Annotated in this window: 14 protein-coding genes and 1 other annotated feature (1 of these 15 only partly in view); all 14 genes read left to right on the top strand. The window is 38.4% G+C overall.

Annotated features, from left to right (window positions below; all coding sequences use genetic code 11):
* Positions 1–23: a sequence feature (ribosomal protein L10 leader region), on the top strand (it extends 123 nt beyond the left edge of the window).
* A gap of 32 nt (positions 24–55) precedes the next feature.
* The 14 genes from rplJ (at position 56) to ACIQVU_RS17355 (ending at position 18,949) form a co-directional block, all read left to right on the top strand.
* The gene (gene rplJ / locus ACIQVU_RS17420; RefSeq protein WP_340808296.1) at positions 56–556 is read left to right on the top strand and encodes a 50S ribosomal protein L10; all 501 of its coding nucleotides are present in this window, start codon (positions 56–58) and stop codon (positions 554–556) included.
* Positions 557–629: 73 nt separating this feature from the next.
* Positions 630–992 (top strand): 50S ribosomal protein L7/L12, encoded by a 363-nt coding sequence (gene rplL / locus ACIQVU_RS17415; protein WP_340808295.1) that lies wholly within the window; start codon positions 630–632, stop codon positions 990–992.
* Between the two features lie 78 nt (positions 993–1,070).
* The gene (locus tag ACIQVU_RS17410; RefSeq protein WP_340808293.1) at positions 1,071–1,673 is read left to right on the top strand and encodes a class I SAM-dependent methyltransferase; all 603 of its coding nucleotides are present in this window, start codon (positions 1,071–1,073) and stop codon (positions 1,671–1,673) included.
* Between the two features lie 242 nt (positions 1,674–1,915).
* A complete protein-coding gene (gene rpoB, locus ACIQVU_RS17405) occupies positions 1,916–5,491 on the top strand; it encodes a DNA-directed RNA polymerase subunit beta (RefSeq protein ID WP_340808291.1) in 3,576 nt (1,191 codons plus the stop codon).
* A 204-nt stretch (positions 5,492–5,695) separates the two neighbouring features.
* Positions 5,696–9,379 carry a DNA-directed RNA polymerase subunit beta' gene (gene rpoC, locus ACIQVU_RS17400; protein WP_340808289.1) on the top strand — a complete coding sequence of 1,228 codons (3,684 nt, stop codon included), beginning with the start codon at positions 5,696–5,698 and terminating at the stop codon, positions 9,377–9,379.
* A gap of 137 nt (positions 9,380–9,516) precedes the next feature.
* Positions 9,517–9,765 (top strand): ribosomal L7Ae/L30e/S12e/Gadd45 family protein, encoded by a 249-nt coding sequence (locus tag ACIQVU_RS17395; RefSeq protein WP_340808287.1) that lies wholly within the window; start codon positions 9,517–9,519, stop codon positions 9,763–9,765.
* A 97-nt stretch (positions 9,766–9,862) separates the two neighbouring features.
* Positions 9,863–10,282 (top strand): 30S ribosomal protein S12, encoded by a 420-nt coding sequence (rpsL, locus tag ACIQVU_RS17390; RefSeq protein WP_332649143.1) that lies wholly within the window; start codon positions 9,863–9,865, stop codon positions 10,280–10,282.
* 44 nt (positions 10,283–10,326) lie between these two features.
* On the top strand, positions 10,327–10,797 hold the full coding sequence (gene rpsG / locus ACIQVU_RS17385; protein ID WP_340808283.1) for a 30S ribosomal protein S7: 471 nt from the start codon (positions 10,327–10,329) through the stop codon (positions 10,795–10,797).
* Positions 10,798–10,839: 42 nt separating this feature from the next.
* The gene (fusA, locus tag ACIQVU_RS17380; RefSeq protein WP_340808281.1) at positions 10,840–12,921 is read left to right on the top strand and encodes an elongation factor G; all 2,082 of its coding nucleotides are present in this window, start codon (positions 10,840–10,842) and stop codon (positions 12,919–12,921) included.
* Between the two features lie 135 nt (positions 12,922–13,056).
* A complete protein-coding gene (gene tuf, locus ACIQVU_RS17375) occupies positions 13,057–14,244 on the top strand; it encodes an elongation factor Tu (RefSeq protein WP_340808279.1) in 1,188 nt (395 codons plus the stop codon).
* Positions 14,245–14,414: 170 nt separating this feature from the next.
* On the top strand, positions 14,415–15,098 hold the full coding sequence (locus ACIQVU_RS17370; RefSeq protein ID WP_402896495.1) for a response regulator transcription factor: 684 nt from the start codon (positions 14,415–14,417) through the stop codon (positions 15,096–15,098).
* A gap of 6 nt (positions 15,099–15,104) precedes the next feature.
* Positions 15,105–16,121 (top strand): sensor histidine kinase, encoded by a 1,017-nt coding sequence (locus ACIQVU_RS17365; RefSeq protein ID WP_402896481.1) that lies wholly within the window; start codon positions 15,105–15,107, stop codon positions 16,119–16,121.
* 97 nt (positions 16,122–16,218) lie between these two features.
* The gene (locus ACIQVU_RS17360) at positions 16,219–16,980 is read left to right on the top strand and encodes an ABC transporter ATP-binding protein (protein WP_340808274.1); all 762 of its coding nucleotides are present in this window, start codon (positions 16,219–16,221) and stop codon (positions 16,978–16,980) included.
* Positions 16,970–18,949: an FtsX-like permease family protein gene (locus ACIQVU_RS17355; RefSeq protein ID WP_340808273.1), complete on the top strand. Its 1,980-nt coding sequence runs from the start codon at positions 16,970–16,972 to the stop codon at positions 18,947–18,949. The genes ACIQVU_RS17360 and ACIQVU_RS17355 overlap by 11 nt, the downstream gene beginning before the upstream one ends.
* The last annotated feature ends 290 nt before the right edge of the window (positions 18,950–19,239 follow it).

Here is a 19,239-nt window from a genome sequence, read left to right as displayed (position 1 = left end):
TCAGGGGCTTTTCTTTTGTCGGTATAAATGACCCATTCTAATAGGAGGTGTCATCATGAGCAAAGCAATCGAAAACAAACAAGTACAAGTTCAAGAGATTACTGAGAAATTCCAAAACGCTTCTTCTGTAGTAGTTGTGGATTACCGTGGTCTTAATGTTGCACAAGTAACTGAGCTTCGTAAACAACTTCGTGAAGCTGGCGTTGAGTTCAAAGTTTACAAAAATACTTTAACTCGTCGTGCTGCTGAAGCTGCTGGTCTTGAAGGAATCAATGAAGTATTAGTTGGTCCTAACGCAATTGCGTTCTCAAACGAAGATGTTATAGCGCCTGCTAAAATCATCAACGAGTTCGCTAAGAAAAACGAAGCTTTAGAAATTAAAGCTGGTATTATTGAAGGTACGGTTTCTTCTGTTGAAGATGTTAAAGCACTTGCAGAACTTCCATCACGCGAAGGTCTACTTTCTATGCTTTTATCTGTACTTCAAGCTCCTGTGCGTAACTTCGCACTTGCAACAAAAGCTGTTGCAGAACAAAAAGAAGAGCAAGGTGCGTAATTTAATACGTACTGAAACTTCTGTGGTATGATCCACTAAAAATAAAACATTATCCAATTAGGAGGAAATTATAATGAATAAAGAGCAAATCTTAGAAGCTATCAAAGCTATGACAGTTCTTGAATTAAACGATTTAGTAAAAGCTATCGAAGAAGAATTCGGTGTAACAGCTGCAGCTCCTGTAGCAGTAGTTGCTGGCGGTGCTGCTGGCGGCGCTGAAGAAAAATCAGAGTTCGACGTAGTATTAGCATCTGCTGGTGCAGAAAAAATTAAAGTAATCAAAGTGGTTCGTGAAATCACTGGTTTAGGTCTTAAAGAAGCTAAAGAAGTTGTAGATAACGCTCCTAAAGCTCTTAAAGAAGGTATTTCTAAAGATGAAGCTGAAGAAATCAAAGCTAAGCTTGAAGAAGTTGGCGCATCTGTAGAAGTTAAGTAATCTCGCCATTACTTTTTTAACAAAAGGAAAGCTCGTCATTTTGGCGGGCTTTTTTCTTCATTCTGAGGAGGCATGAAAATGTCAGATCATTATTATACAAGTAAGCCTCAAACTGAGAGTAAACCTCGTCACTGGACATTCAAGTTACTAGGGCATACGTTTTCGTTTGAAACGGATGCAGGTGTATTTAGTAAAAGCGAAGTAGATTTTGGATCCCGTGTTTTAATTGACACTTTTCAAATGCCTAATATTGATGGTGCAATTTTTGATGTGGGTTGTGGATATGGGCCGATAGGATTATCGATTGCTAAAACAAATCCAGACCGTACCGTTTTTATGATGGATATAAATGAACGTGCAGTTGCGCTTTCGCAAAAAAACGCGCAAGTAAACGGTGTTCAAAATGTGCGAATATTTGTGAGTGACGGCCTATCGATGGTTGATAAAGGTGTAAAAGCTGCAGCTATCTTAACGAATCCACCAATTCGTGCAGGGAAGGAAACAATTTTCCGTTTTTATGATGGAGCCTATGATTATTTAGTGTCATCTGGTGAGCTTTGGGTAGTTATTCAGAAGAAGCAAGGAGCACCATCGACAGTAAGTTACTTAGAAGAAAAATTTTCAGAAGTCGATGTTGTGGAGAAGAAAAAAGGGTACTGGATAGTACGTGCAAAAAAATAAATGAAATATGTATAATTTATTGACTTGACAATTCGGCTATGGTAGTATGGTAAAATGCAAAAATATTATTTTGAGGTCGTATGCCCTTTTTGTATAGAAAGGTTTTAATATGGGTATACTTGCCAAGATAAGTTTAGTTAACCGAAAATGAGATCTTTTTGAAGACTCGTTTTCTTTTTGTCTTTCGAAATCATACACTATTTGTATGATTTTGCAAAGACCTAATATCGCTTTATTGAGGGGTGAATGAGTTGACAGGTCAACTAGTTCAGTACGGACAACACCGCCAGCGTAGAAGCTTTGCGCGTATTAAAGAGGTGCTTGAGCTTCCAAATCTGATTGAGATTCAAACGGCGTCTTACGAGTGGTTCCTTGAAGAAGGTTTACGTGAAATGTTCCGTGACATTTCGCCGATCGAGGACTTTACAGGTAATCTTTCATTAGAATTCATCGATTATTCATTAGGTGAGCCTAAATATGATGTCGATGAATGTAAAGAGCGAGATGTTACTTACGCAGCTCCATTACGTGTGAAAGTGCGTCTTTATAACAAAGAAACAGACGAAGTGAAAGAACAAGATGTCTTTATGGGTGATTTCCCATTAATGACAGAAACGGGTACGTTCATTATTAACGGTGCTGAACGTGTTATTGTTTCACAATTAGTTCGTTCACCGAGTGTATATTTCCATGATAAAACTGATAAAAACGGTAAAAAAGGCTTTGGTGCTACAGTTATTCCAAACCGTGGTGCATGGCTGGAGTATGAAACTGATGCTAAGGATGTAGTGTATGTACGTATTGATCGTACACGTAAGCTACCTGTAACAGTGTTACTTCGTGCATTAGGCTTTGGCTCAGACCAAGAGATTATCAATATTATTGGTGATAACGAATATTTACGTAATACGTTAGAAAAGGATAACTCTGAAAGTACAGAAAAAGCACTTTTAGAAATTTATGAGCGTTTACGTCCAGGTGAGCCACCAACAGTTGAAAGTGCGAAGAGCTTATTATACTCTCGTTTCTTCGATGCAAAACGCTATGATTTAGCGAATGTTGGTCGCTACAAAATGAACAAAAAGCTTCACATTAAAAATCGTTTATTCAACCAAACGATTGCTGAAACGCTTGTAGACCCAGAAACAGGCGAAATTTTAGTAGAGAAAGGTACAGTGCTTGACCGCCGTACTTTAGATAAAATTCTACCTTACCTTGAAGATGCGTCAAAAGGTATTGGTTACCGTACTTTATCGCAAGTTGGTGGAGTGCTTGAGGATGATGTAACCATCCAATCTATTAAGATTTATGCACCAAATGATGAAGCACAAAAAGAAATTAACATTATTGGCAATGCGTACATTGATGAAGAAGTGAAGAATATTACACCTGCCGATGTTTTAGCTTCAGTAAGCTATTTCTTCAACTTACTTTACCATGTAGGTTCAACAGATGATATTGACCATTTAGGTAACCGCCGTCTACGCTCTGTTGGTGAGTTATTACAAAACCAATTCCGTATCGGGCTATCTCGTATGGAACGTGTAGTACGTGAGCGTATGTCTATTAACGATACAGCATCTATTGTGCCACAACAATTGATTAATATTCGTCCTGTAATTGCGTCAATTAAAGAGTTCTTTGGCAGCTCTCAATTATCACAATTCATGGACCAAACAAACCCATTAGCAGAGCTAACACATAAACGTCGTTTATCTGCTTTAGGACCTGGTGGCTTAACACGTGAGCGTGCTGGCTTCGAAGTACGTGATGTTCACTATTCTCACTACGGTCGTATGTGTCCAATTGAAACGCCAGAGGGACCGAACATTGGTTTAATTAACTCATTATCTTCATTCGCAAAAGTAAATAAATTTGGATTTATTGAAACGCCTTATCGTCGTATTGACCACGAAACAGGCAAAGTAACAGATCAAATTGATTACTTAACAGCTGACGAAGAAGATAATTACTATGTAGCACAAGCAAACTCACCATTAAATCCAGATGGTACATTTGCAAATGATGAAGTAGTAGGCCGTTTCCGTGGAGATAACACAGTATTCAATAAAGCTCAAATGGACTATATGGACGTTTCTCCTAAACAAGTAGTTTCTGCAGCGACTGCATGTATTCCATTCTTAGAAAATGATGACTCTAACCGTGCACTTATGGGTGCCAACATGCAACGTCAAGCAGTTCCACTTCTTAACCCTGAAGCACCTTTTGTTGGTACAGGTATGGAGCATGTTGATGCACGTGACTCAGGTGCGGCTGTAGTAGCGAAGTATGAAGGAATTGTTGAGCATGTTGAAGCTCGCTCTATTCATGTTCGTCGCATTGAAGTTGTGGATGGTAAAGAGGTTAAAGGCGATTTAACAAAATACAAATTACAGAAATTCATTCGTTCTAACCAAGGTACTTCATATAACCAACGCCCACTTGTAAAAGTTGGTGAGCGTGTGAAGCCTCGTGATATTTTAGCAGACGGTCCATCAATGGAAAAAGGTGAGCTAGCTCTTGGACGTAACGTTTTAGTTGCATTCATGACTTGGAACGGCTTTAACTATGAGGATGCTGTTATCATGAGTGAGCGCCTTGTAAAAGATGATGTTTATACATCTGTTCATATTGAAGAATATGAGTCTGAATCTCGTGATACAAAGCTAGGGCCTGAGGAAATCACTCGCGATATTCCAAACGTTGGGGAAGATGCACTTCGCAACTTAGACGAACGTGGTATTATCCGCATTGGTGCGGAAGTACGTGACGGTGATATTCTTGTTGGGAAAGTAACGCCTAAAGGGGTTACAGAATTAACTGCTGAGGAGCGTTTATTACATGCAATCTTCGGTGAAAAGGCTCGTGAGGTTCGTGATACTTCATTACGTGTACCACACGGTGCTGGCGGTATCATTCTTGATGTTAAAGTATTTAACCGTGAAGATGGCGATGAATTACCACCGGGTGTTAACCAATTAGTTCGCGTTTATATTGTTCAAAAGCGTAAAATTCGTGTTGGGGACAAAATGGCTGGACGTCATGGTAACAAAGGGGTTATTTCTCGTATCTTACCGGAAGAGGATATGCCATTTATGCCAGATGGCACGCCTGTTGATATTATGTTAAATCCACTAGGTGTACCTTCTCGTATGAATATCGGACAAGTTTTAGAGTTACATTTAGGTATGGCTTCTCGTTACCTAGGCGTTCATATGGCAACACCAGTATTTGATGGTGCTAATGAAGAAGATGTTTGGGAAACAATGGAAGAAGCGGGGATGAACCGTGATGGTAAAACAATCCTGTACGATGGACGCTCTGGTGAGCCATTTGATAACCGTGTATCTGTAGGTGTCATGTATATGATCAAACTTGCGCATATGGTTGATGATAAGCTACATGCACGTTCAACTGGTCCATACTCACTAGTTACGCAACAACCACTTGGTGGTAAAGCGCAATTTGGTGGACAACGTTTTGGTGAGATGGAGGTATGGGCACTTGAAGCATATGGTGCTGCTTATACACTTCAAGAAATCTTAACAGTTAAATCTGATGACGTTGTTGGTCGTGTAAAAACATATGAAGCCATCGTCAAAGGTGAAAGTGTACCAGAGCCAGGTGTTCCAGAATCCTTCAAAGTATTGATTAAAGAACTTCAATCTCTTGGTATGGATGTTAAGATGTTAACAGTTAATGATGAAGAGGTAGAGCTTCGCGATTTAGATGAAGAAGAAGATCTTCAACCTGCTGATGCACTTAATATTGCACCACAGCCAGATACAGAAGAAGAGCCAGTAGAGTCTTTTGAATAATGGATAACCAATATTCACAGTTGTGAATATGGCAAAACTTATTTTTCAAATTAGCCGGGCAGGATTTAATGCCCTGCCTGGCTTTTTCTTTCAATACACTATTCTATTTTTAATCCTTTGTAAAAGAGGCAAATCTTTGCAAACGATTATCGAGCTGCGTAAAAGAGTCTTTATAAAGACCTATACTAAAGGGAGGTAGGCTCCTTGATAGACGTTAATGAATTTGAATATATGAAAATTGGTTTAGCATCACCTGATAAGATTCGCTCTTGGTCATATGGTGAGGTTAAAAAACCTGAAACAATTAACTACCGTACATTAAAACCAGAAAAAGATGGTTTATTCTGTGAGCGTATTTTCGGTCCAACAAAGGACTGGGAATGTCATTGTGGTAAATATAAGCGTGTGCGCTATAAAGGCGTAGTTTGTGACCGTTGTGGCGTAGAAGTAACACGTGCTAAAGTTCGCCGCGAACGTATGGGCCATATTGAATTGGCAGCACCAGTTTCTCATATCTGGTACTTCAAAGGTATTCCAAGCCGTATGGGTCTTATTTTAGATATGTCCCCACGTGCCCTAGAAGAGGTTATTTATTTTGCTTCTTACGTTGTGATTGATCCAGGTGCTACTAATTTAGAAAGTAAACAATTGCTTTCTGAAAAAGAGTACCGTGCATACCGTGAAAAATTCGGCAACACATTTGAAGCATCTATGGGTGCAGAAGCTATTAAAAAATTATTAAACAAAATTGACTTAGAAGATGAAACGCAATCTTTAAAAGAAGAGTTGAAATCTGCGCAAGGTCAACGACGTACTCGTGCTATTAAACGCTTAGAAGTTGTAGAATCCTTCCGTAACTCAGGTAACTCACCTGAATGGATGATTTTAGATGTACTACCTGTTATTCCACCAGAGCTTCGTCCAATGGTGCAATTAGATGGTGGTCGTTTTGCAACTTCTGACTTAAACGATTTATACCGTCGTGTAATTAACCGTAATAACCGTTTAAAACGTTTATTAGATTTAGGTGCTCCAAGCATTATCGTACAAAACGAAAAACGTATGTTACAAGAAGCTGTTGACGCATTAATCGATAATGGTCGTCGTGGACGTCCTGTAACAGGTCCTGGTAACCGTCCATTAAAATCACTTTCACATATGTTAAAAGGTAAACAAGGTCGTTTCCGTCAAAATCTACTTGGTAAACGTGTTGACTATTCTGGTCGTTCTGTTATCGTAGTAGGTCCAAACTTAAAAATGTACCAATGTGGCTTACCAAAAGAGATGGCTATCGAATTATTCAAGCCATTCGTTATGAAAGAATTAGTAGAGCGTGGTCTTGCACATAACATTAAATCGGCTAAACGTAAAATCGAACGTTTAAATAACGACGTATGGGACGTTTTAGAAGATGTTATCCGTGAGCATCCAGTATTACTAAACCGTGCACCAACGCTTCACCGTCTTGGTATTCAAGCATTTGAACCAACACTTGTTGAAGGTCGTGCTATTCGTCTTCACCCATTAGTATGTACAGCCTATAACGCTGACTTCGATGGTGACCAAATGGCGGTTCACGTACCATTATCGGCAGAAGCTCAAGCAGAAGCTCGTCTTCTAATGCTTGCTGCACAAAACATTCTGAATCCAAAAGATGGTAAACCTGTTGTAACACCATCTCAAGATATGGTATTAGGAAACTACTACTTAACACTTGAGCGTGAAGGCGCTCGTGGTGAAGGTTCTGTTTTCTATGGTCCGAATGAAGTGTTAATTGCTTATGATACAGGTCATGTACATTTGCATACACGTATTGCAATTAAAGCTGGTTCGTTAAACAACCCAACATTTACAGAAGAACAAAATAATATGTTCTTATTAACAACTGTTGGTAAAGTAATCTTTAACGAAATCTTGCCAGAATCATTCCCATATATTAATGAGCCAACTGATTTTAACTTAGAGCAAGCAACGCCAGATAAATACTTTGTGAATTTAACAATTGACGAAGAAACACTGAAAGAGCTTGAGTCAGATGCTGCTTATAACAGCCTTGATGAAAAAGGGAAAATTGATGCACAACGTTCAGCTGTTCTACGTAAACATTTTGCGTCAGTGCCTGTTGTGAATCCATTCCGTAAAAAATTCTTAGGAAATATCATTGCTGAAGTATTTAAACGTTTCCACATTACAGAAACATCTAAAATGCTTGACCGCATGAAAAATCTAGGATTCAAATATTCAACACGTGCTGGTATTACAGTAGGTGTATCTGATATCGTGGTATTACCAGATAAAGGTGAAATTTTAGCAGAAGCACAAGAAAAAGTGGATAAAGTTCAAGCGCAATTCCGTCGTGGTTTCATTACAGAAGATGAGCGTTATGATCGTGTTATCTCAAGCTGGAGTGCTGCAAAAGATGAAATTCAAGCGAAACTGATGAAGTCACTTGAGAAAACAAATCCAATTTTCATGATGTCTGATTCAGGTGCCCGTGGTAACGCATCTAACTTTACTCAGTTAGCTGGTATGCGTGGACTGATGGCCAACCCGGCTGGTCGTATCATCGAACTTCCAATTAAATCTTCATTCCGTGAAGGTTTAACAGTATTAGAGTACTTCATCTCTACGCATGGTGCTCGTAAAGGTCTTGCCGATACAGCCCTAAAAACTGCCGATTCAGGCTACTTAACACGTCGTCTTGTTGACGTTGCACAGGATGTTATTGTGCGCGAGGATGACTGTGGTACTGACCGTGGTTTAACAATTGGTGCGTTAATGGAAGGCACAGAATTGATTGAGTCTTTAGAGGAACGTATTGTTGGGCGTCATACGAAGAAAACAATCTTCCACCCTGAAACTGGTGAAGTGATTTTAGCAAAAGACGGCTTAATCGACCAAGATGTTGCTCGTGCAATTATCGAAGCTGGCATTGAGGAAGTAACAATCCGTTCAGCGTTTACATGTAATACAAAACATGGTGTATGTAAAAAATGCTACGGCATGAACTTAGCAACTGGTGAAAAGGTTGAGGTTGGAGAAGCAGTCGGTATTATTGCAGCCCAATCAATCGGTGAGCCAGGTACGCAATTAACAATGCGTACATTCCATACAGGTGGAGTTGCTGGGGATGATATTACACAAGGTCTTCCACGTATCCAAGAGATATTCGAAGCGCGTAACCCTAAAGGTCAATCTGTTATTTCAGAAATCGCTGGTACGGTTTCGGATATTACAGAAATCCGTGAGGGCTTAAAAGAAATTACAATTCAAGGTGATGTAGAAACTCGTAAATACCAAGCGCCTTATAATGCTCGTCTAAAAGTTATCGAAGGCGATACAGTAGAGCGTGGTCAGGTGTTAACAGAGGGTTCTATCGATCCAAAACAATTATTAAAAGTTAAAGACGTTTCAACTGTTCAAGAATATTTACTAAAAGAAGTTCAAAAAGTATACCGTATGCAAGGGGTAGAAATTGGGGATAAGCATATTGAAGTAATGGTGCGTCAAATGCTTCGTAAAGTGCGTGTCATTGAAGCTGGTGATACAGAGCTACTACCAGGTTCATTGCTAGATATTCACCAATTTACAGAGGCAAATGCAGATGCTGTGATGAATGGCAAAAACCCTGCAACTTGTCGTCCTGTCATCCTTGGTATTACAAAAGCTTCTCTTGAAACAGAATCATTCTTATCTGCAGCATCATTCCAAGAAACAACACGTGTGTTAACAGATGCAGCAATTAAAGGTAAACGTGATGAGCTTCTTGGATTAAAAGAGAACGTAATTATCGGTAAACTTGTTCCTGCAGGTACTGGTATGCAACGTTATCGTCAAATCCGCATCGAAAAAGATGAGCTTGACACGGAAGTTATTTCTGCTGAATAGCTATTAAAATAAGGCCGAGGAGATGTATTCTACACATCTCTTCGGACTTTTTAAAGATAATAGTTGACAGTATAAATGGGTAATGATAATATATTGAAGGTTGATAGTTAACTGTCTGTACTTCGGAGGATATGAAAATGTCTTATGATAAAGTAAGGGCTAGTCAAACAATCATAGGTACAAAGCAAGCAGTAAAAGCAATGCGAGCTGGTTCAGTGAAAGAACTTTTTGTGGCACTTGATGCAGACAATTGGGTAACCGATTCGGCCATATCTTTCGCGAGAGAAATCGGTATACCAGTTATTCTTGTTGAGTCCAAAAAGGAACTGGGCAAGGCCTGTGGAATCCACGTTGGAGCTGCAGTAGTTGCGATTATTGTAGAGTAGTTTTTGTGTAAAAGCACAAAGACTTTGTTTTTACCCTAAAAATGAACCACCTGGATGTGTGGTATTAAAAAAGAAGGAATGAAGGGAGGAAATATCGATGCCTACAATTAACCAATTGGTACGTAAGCCTCGTAAATCTAAAAGCACGAAATCAAATTCACCAGCGTTAAACAAAGGATACAACTCATTTAAAAAATCTTTAACTGATGTTAAATCTCCTCAAAAACGTGGTGTTTGTACTCGTGTAGGTACAATGACGCCTAAAAAACCAAACTCAGCGTTACGTAAATACGCTCGTGTACGTTTAACTAACCAAATTGAGGTTACAGCGTACATTCCTGGTGAAGGCCACAACTTACAAGAGCACAGTGTTGTTCTTATCCGTGGCGGTCGTGTAAAAGACTTACCGGGTGTTCGTTACCATATCGTTCGTGGTGCTCTTGATACTGCTGGTGTAAACGGTCGTATGCAATCACGTTCTTTATATGGTACAAAACGCCCTAAAGAAAAAAAATAATCTAAAACTTATAAGTTATTTATTCAATGAAAGGAGGAAAACACATGCCTCGTAAAGGTCCTGTTTCCAAACGTGACGTGTTACCAGATCCAATTTATAATTCAAAGCTAGTAACTCGTTTAATCAATAAAATGATGATTGATGGTAAAAGAGGTACTTCTCAAAAGATTTTATACGGTGCGTTCGAATTAGTAAAAGAACGTTCTGGTGAAAATCCAATCGAAGTATTCGAAGCTGCTCTAAATAATGTAATGCCAGTTCTTGAAGTACGTGCTCGCCGTGTTGGTGGTTCTAACTACCAAGTACCAGTTGAAGTACGCCCAGAACGTCGTACAACTTTAGGTCTTCGTTACCTAGTTAACTATGCTCGTCTTCGTGGTGAAAAAACTATGGAAGAGCGTTTAGCTAACGAAATTCTTGATGCTTCTAACAACACTGGTGCATCAGTTAAGAAACGTGAAGATATGCACAAAATGGCAGAAGCGAACAAAGCATTCGCTCACTACCGTTGGTAATCTAAACATTGCATAAGCCCAATATGGAAGGAGAAATACCTAATGAAACGCGAATTCTCTCTAGAGAATACTCGTAATATTGGGATCATGGCTCATATTGATGCTGGTAAAACAACAACAACTGAGCGTATCCTTTATTACACAGGTAAGATTCACAAAATCGGTGAAACTCATGAAGGCGCTTCTCAAATGGACTGGATGGAGCAAGAGCAAGAACGTGGTATCACAATCACTTCTGCTGCAACAACAGCTCAATGGAACGGCCATCGTGTTAACATCATCGATACTCCTGGACACGTAGACTTCACTGTAGAAGTTGAACGTTCTTTACGTGTACTTGATGGTGCAGTAACAGTACTTGATGCTCAATCAGGTGTTGAGCCACAAACTGAAACTGTATGGCGTCAAGCTACTACTTACGGTGTTCCACGTATCGTATTCATTAACAAAATGGATAAAATGGGTGCGGATTTCCTATATTCTGTAGGCACTTTACATGAGCGTCTTCAAGCAAATGCTCATCCAATCCAATTACCAATCGGTGCTGAAGATGAGTTCAAAGCAATTATTGACTTAATCGAAATGAATGTAACTTACTACGATAACGAAGAAGGTACAGCATTACGTGAAGGTGAACCAATTCCTGAAGAACATCAAGCACAAGCAGAAGAATACCGTGAAAAATTAATCGAAGCAATTGCTGAAGTTAATGAAGACATCATGGAAAAATACTTTGCTGGTGAAGAAATTACAAAAGAAGAATTGAAAGCAGCAATCCGTAAAGCAACAATTGCGGTAGAATTCTACCCTGTTCTTTGTGGTACAGCATTCAAACACAAAGGTGTTCGTAAAATGCTTGATGCAGTAATCGATTACCTTCCATCTCCAGTAGATGTACCTGCTATTAAGGGTACTTTACCAGATTCAGACGAAGAAATCGTACGTCATTCTTCAGACGAAGAACCATTCTCGGCTCTTGCGTTTAAAGTAATGACAGACCCATTCGTTGGAAAGTTAACATTCTTCCGTGTATATTCTGGTATTTTACAATCAGGTTCGTATGTACAAAACTCTACAAAAGGTAAACGTGAGCGTGTAGGTCGTATCCTACAAATGCACGCTAACTCTCGTGAAGAGATTTCTCAAGTGTTCGCAGGGGATATCGCTGCTGCTGTAGGTCTTAAAGATACTACAACTGGTGATACATTATGTGACGAGAAAAACCTTGTTATTCTTGAATCAATGGAATTCCCAGAACCAGTTATCTCTCTTTCTGTAGAACCAAAATCTAAAGCAGACCAAGACAAAATGGGTCAAGCTTTACAAAAACTACAAGAAGAAGATCCAACATTCCGTGCACATACAGACCAAGAAACTGGTCAAACAATTATCTCTGGTATGGGTGAGCTTCACCTTGATATCCTTGTTGATCGTATGCGCCGTGAATTCCGTGTAGAAGCTAACGTTGGTGCTCCACAGGTATCTTACCGTGAAACATTCCGTGGCTCTGCTCAAGTTGAAGGTAAATTCGTTCGCCAATCTGGTGGTCGTGGTCAATTCGGTCACGTTTGGATCGAATTCTCTCCAAACGAAGAAGGAAAAGGCTTCGAATTTGAAAATGCTATCGTTGGTGGTGTAGTTCCACGTGAATACATCCCTGCTGTAGAAGCAGGTCTTAAAGACGCTTTAGAAAATGGTGTACTTGCTGGTTACCCATTAATCGACATTAAAGCGAAATTATTCGATGGTTCTTACCATGATGTTGACTCAAACGAAATGGCATTCAAAATCGCTGCATCTATGGCTCTTAAAAACGCGGTTTCTAAATGTAACCCAGTTTTACTTGAACCAATGATGAAAGTTGAAGTTGTAATTCCAGAAGAATATCTTGGTGATATCATGGGTAACATCACTTCTCGCCGTGGTCGTGTAGAAGGTATGGAAGCTCGCGGTAACGCTCAAGTTGTTCGTGCAATGGTTCCACTTTCAGAAATGTTTGGATATGCAACAACTTTACGTTCTGCAACGCAAGGTCGTGGTGTATTCTCTATGGTATTCGATCATTATGAAGAAGTACCAAAATCAATTTCTGAAGAAATCATTAAAAAAAATAAAGGTGAATAATTGAAATTTCATCTTGCATCAAGTATAACTAATCTGTAAGGTATGATTGTAGGATAGGGGATGGGCCCGTTCTCTATCAACATTCATTCTATAAATTTAAAAACAAAACATACAATTTTGAGGAGGCAATCTCTAATGGCTAAAGAAAAATTTGACCGTTCTAAAACGCATGCTAACATTGGTACAATCGGACACGTTGACCATGGTAAAACTACTTTAACTGCTGCTATCGCTACAGTTCTTTCTAAAAAAATGGGTGGTGAGGCTAAATCTTACGACCAAATCGATAACGCTCCAGAAGAAAAAGAGCGTGGTATCACAATCAATACTTCTCACGTAGAGTATGAAACTGAAACTCGTCACTATGCACACGTTGACTGCCCAGGACACGCTGACTATGTTAAAAACATGATCACTGGTGCTGCTCAAATGGACGGCGGTATCTTAGTAGTATCTGCTGCTGATGGCCCAATGCCACAAACTCGTGAGCACATTCTTTTATCTCGTCAAGTAGGTGTTCCATACTTAGTAGTATTCATGAACAAATGTGATATGGTAGACGACGAAGAATTATTAGAATTAGTAGAAATGGAAATCCGTGACCTACTTTCTGAATATGACTTCCCAGGTGATGATATCCCTGTAATCAAAGGTTCTGCTCTTAAAGCTCTTGAAGGTGAACCAGAATGGGAAGAAAAAATCATTGAGTTAATGGACGCTGTAGATAGCTACATCCCAACTCCAGAACGTCAAACTGACAAACCATTCATGATGCCAGTAGAGGACGTATTCTCTATCACTGGTCGTGGTACAGTTGCAACTGGCCGTGTAGAACGTGGTCAAGTTAAAGTTGGTGACGTTGTTGAAATCATCGGTATCACTGAAGAAGCTAAATCTACAACTGTAACTGGTGTAGAAATGTTCCGTAAATTATTAGACTATGCTGAAGCTGGTGACAACATCGGTGCATTACTTCGTGGTGTAGCTCGTGAAGAAATCCAACGTGGTCAAGTATTAGCTAAACCAGGCTCAATCACACCACACACTAACTTCAAAGCAGAAGTTTACGTTTTATCAAAAGAAGAGGGTGGCCGTCATACTCCATTCTTCTCTAACTACCGTCCACAGTTCTACTTCCGTACAACTGACGTAACTGGTGTAATCAACTTACCAGAAGGCGTTGAGATGGTAATGCCTGGCGATAACATCGAAATGAACGTTGAACTTATCGCTCCAATCGCTCTTGAAGAAGGTACTAAATTCTCTATCCGTGAGGGTGGCCGTACTGTAGGCGCTGGCGTAGTTTCTTCTATCCAAAAATAATTTTAGCTTTTGCTAATTTCCTAAACCAATCTGTGGGGACGCCTACAGATTGGTTTTTTTATGTTAAAATATAGGGAATTCAAGCTTTTCATAGTTTATGTTTACATAGCCAATAACATGTCAATAAAGTAAGCCACTAGAAAGTATGAGGAGGAAATTTGAAAGTGGAGATGAAAATTTTACTCATTGAAGATGACCCATCCATTTTTAAGATGATTCAAGAACGCTTTGCACAATGGTCATTACAAGTAATTGGTCCAAAAAATTTTCAAAAGGTGATGGATGATTTTATAGAGGAAAAGCCCCATCTTGTGCTTATTGATATTCAACTGCCTGCCTATGATGGCTTTCATTGGTGTCGAGAAATTCGCTATCTTTCAAAAGTTCCAATCCTTTTCCTATCCTCTCGTGACCATCCAATGGATATGGTAATGGCAATGCAAATGGGCGCAGATGATTTTATCCAAAAGCCTTTTCATATGGAAGTATTGCTTGCTAAGACACAGGCTATTTTGCGTCGTACATACGATTATGTTGAGGAGCAAATGGATATAAGTCGTTTTAATGATGCTGTTATTGATTATGCAAGAAGTGAGATTGTCTATAATGGAGCGACTGCCTCATTAACAAAAAATGAGCTCTTTATTTTACGAATCTTAGTGGAAAAGGCAAATCAAATTGTATCGAGAGATGAGCTAATGAGAAAGCTCTGGGATGATGAACGTTTTGTAAATGATAATACTTTGTCGGTAAATGTTAATCGTTTACGCACAAAGCTTGAGGATATTGGTTTACAAGAAGTTATTCAAACAAAAAAAGGTCTTGGCTATATAGCAGTAAACCAAGGGATGTGAATAAAATTGCTACTACTATTTATACGAGAACGGTTAGCATGGCTAGGCTTTTTTATCTTTATCTTGGCAATATTGAACATATTATTTGCTTTAGATATAGGATTAGAGGATATTTCCACCTTGTATGTAAACATTAGTTTGCTTATTAGTTTTACACTCTTTTTTGTATGGCGTTATATTGTTGAAGTTGGGAAATTAAAAGATTTCCTGGGAAATATGGAGAACTATTTAGATGAGATTCATAAAAGTCGTCTAGCTTTATTGCCTTTTCAAGAAGTTTATTTTCGAAAAATGGGAGCTATCTTTTATGAGAAGAAAGTGGAGTTAAATCAAGCGAAAGTGCAGCTACAGGAATATTCGGATGAGCTACTAGCATGGGTGCATGAAGTAAAAGCGCCTTTAACAGCTATTAATTTAATGCTAGAGCATGTTGAGGACTTAGAGTTGCGTCGAAAATTAGAAAATGAATGGTTAAGGCTGCATTTATTAGTGGATCAACAGCTACATCAAACACGACTACACTCAATCGAAAAGGATAATTATTTAACAGAGGTCGAACTGAAGCCAATTATTTATAAGGAAATTCGAGCGATGCAAGCTTGGTGTATCGAAAAAGGTATTGGCTTTGATGTTGATAACCTTACAGAAACCGTTCTAACAGACAGCAAGTGGCTAGCATTTATTGTTCGACAAATTCTTTCAAATGCCATTAAGTATAGTCCAGCAGATTCTGAAATAATCATATGGACAGAAGCTGATGCTACAGAAGCAATATTATTACATATCAAAGATACAGGTATTGGTATTGCTTCAGAAGATTTACCTCGTATTTTTCAAAAATCATATACTGGTATAATTGGAAGAGAATCTACACAATCTACGGGTATGGGTCTTTATTTAGCTTATAATGTAGCACAAAAATTAGGTATTCGTATTCATGTACAATCAAAGATTGGTGAAGGCTCATTATTTACATTACGCTTTCCACTACAAAACGAATATGCCAAACTAACAGGTAGATGACAAAATTGTCACCTACCTTTTTATATTGTCATGTAAAACGCACGAATTACCAGTGACAACAGGGTACACTTGAAATAGAGAAAGGGGCGTTTCCAAATTGACAGTTTTAATTGGTCGTAAAATAAAAAAGGTTTATGGAAAGAAATCAACAGCTCAAGAAGTGTTAAAGGGCATTGATGTAGAAGTAAATAAAGGTGAATTTGTAGGGATTATGGGACCATCTGGCTCAGGAAAAACAACGCTTTTAAACGTTTTATGCTCCATTGATTTTGCAACAGAAGGTGTTATTGAAATAAACGGGCAAAACTTACGTGGCATGAAGGAAAAGGCTTTAGCAAATTTCCGTCGAGAGCAACTCGGCTTTATATTTCAAGATTATAATTTATTGGATACTTTAACAGTAAAGGAAAATATTCTTTTACCATTAGCTATTAGTAAACTACCTAAAGCTGTCGCAGAAAGTCGTGTGAAAGAACTAACACATTTACTCGGCATTACAGAAATTTTAAATAAATATCCAAATGAAATATCAGGTGGACAAAAGCAGCGTACATCAGCAGCTCGTGCATTGATTACAAACCCATCCCTTGTTTTTGCAGATGAGCCTACAGGTGCGCTTGATTCTAAATCAGCTACAGCACTATTAAAAAATTTACAAAGCATCAACGAAACAAAAGAAGCTACAATTATGATGGTTACACATGATGCTGTAGCAGCCAGCTTCTGTACACGTGTACTATTTTTGAAAGATGGCTTGATTTATAGTGAGCTTTATAAGGGGGATAAAACAAGGCAAGTATTCTTCCAGGAAATTATGCATACGCAAAGTGTGCTAGGTGGTGATGGCTATGAGTCTTAGCAAGCTTGTGCTGCGTAGTATGAAGAAAAATATGAAGCATTACTATCTTTACTTCTTTGCACTTATTTTTAGTGTCACATTGTATTTTTCCTTTGTCACATTGCAATATAATGCTGAAGTATGGGAGGCTGTTCAAATAAGTGGAACAGCTACAGCAGGCTTTAAAGCAGCAACATATATTTTATACTTTATTGTGCTATTCTTTGTGCTCTATGCCAACCATCTATTTATGAAGCGTCGCAGTAAAGAGGTCGGCTTATATCAATTAATTGGCATGACAAAGGGCTTGATTGTCCGCTTATTAGCGATTGAAAATATATTATTATTCGTTGGGGCTGTTATAGTAGGAATGCTAGCAGGCTTCTTTAGCTCACGTGTATTTGCTATGATTTTATTACGTGTACTTGAAAAAGAGGCTCTTGTCACAATGGCATTTAGTACACAGGCATTACAGCAGTCCATCATTATATTTGCCGTTCTTTTAATCATTGTGCTTATACAAATGGCTTGGATGATTCATCGTGTTTCACTGTTATCATTATTTAGCGCTGCCAAGCAAGCAGATGAACGTGTAAGACGCTTTAGCCCTTTACAAATGGTGATTGGGTTTTTAGGACTTATTTTAATTGGCTACGGCTATTATGCCTCAACTAAACTATTTGACATTGAAGCAACTAGTAATTTATTGGTCAGCATGCTTATTATTTTAGCAACGACCATTGGTGGAACCTTCCTTGTTTTCCGTTTCTCTATAGCATTTATTATGAACATAATTCGCTTAAAGAAAAAAGGTCATTTATCAGTTCAGGATGTTTTAGCATTAACACCGATTATGCATCGCATGAAAAGCAATGCAAAGTCATTAACACTTATTACTGTATTAACAGGTGTATCTCTAGGTATTACAACTTTGTCCTATATTGCTTACTATTCATCAGAGGCATCTGCTTATAGTCAAGTACCGGGTGATTTTGTATTGCTAGAGAATAACAGTCAGGCATTTGTAGAGGCGTTAGAGCAACATAATATTGCATATGGTGCAGTGGATTACCGTTTACAAGGTGTGTCAGCTACTGTAGGTCAATTAATGTCTGAAGAGCAAAAAGACAATCCTTTATATACAATGGAAGGTGTTATTTATACGATTCCACTCTCTGATTACCAGCAAAAGGTTCCTACAGCTTCATTATCAGGTAATGATGCTATTTTAACAAACTATGGTGGCTATATGGCAGAGATGTTTCCGCTAGAGAAAGATCGAGATATCGATGTATCAGCAGGGGAGTTTAAGGAAACTCTTCATATTGTTGATATTCAGGAGCATAGTCTTATTAGCGGTATTATAACAGCTGGGGGTGGTGGTCCAATCTTCGTTGTGACAGACAAAATGTTTGAGCATCTTGCAACACAATCAGAGCTATATCCTTGGCATCAGCAAACAACAATTACGTTACAAGCAGAAAGCGATAGAGCAGCAGCAGAGCAATTATACCAGCAAACAGGTGCAGATATTTTAACAATTGTAGATAATGAAGGGGATACGCATGAATATAAACAATCCTCCTATGAGATGCAACGTAAGGGTAATATTGAATCTTTAGGACTTACAATTTTTATCACAGCATTTTTAGGCTTAGCTTTCTTAATGACGACAGGCAGTATTCTATATTTTAAACAAATGTCTGAGGCAGAAGAAGAACGTGATTCCTATACAATTCTAAGAAAGATTGGCTTTGCAGAAAAGGATATTATGAAAGGTATTTATATGAAGCAAGCCTTTAATTTCGGTGTTCCATTAGTGATTGGCTTATTGCACAGCTATTTTGCTGTAAAATCAGGGTGGTTTTTATTCGGTACAGAGTTAACGACACCACTTTGGATAGCAATGTGCTGCTATATTGCACTCTATGCAATCTTTGCTATTTTGTCAGTAGGCTATTATAAAAGGGTAGTTCGAGAATCATTATAACTATTTAATAAGAAGAAATTCAAAGGAGCTATCAAAAAAGTCCGATGTTATGTGACTTTCTTGATAGCTTTACTTTAGCTGAAATTATTTGAAAGTTTGAAAATATTAATAAGATAACCTTAAGTATTGCAATATCTCTTGAAATTTTATATACTAATAAACGGCTTAAATAAGCGAAGAATTTAGTAGTAGTAAGAATATCAGCAACATTTAAAAGAATTTAGCGAAAAGACTTGCTTATTCTTTTTTTATTGTATATAATGTTGAATGTTGGTCTTTGACTGCGATGA

This window comes from Lysinibacillus sp. NPDC098008, assembly GCF_044760715.1.
In the GTDB taxonomy this organism is placed as follows: Bacteria; Bacillota; Bacilli; order Bacillales_A; family Planococcaceae; genus Lysinibacillus.
This window is presented reverse-complemented; position numbering and strand designations above follow the sequence as displayed.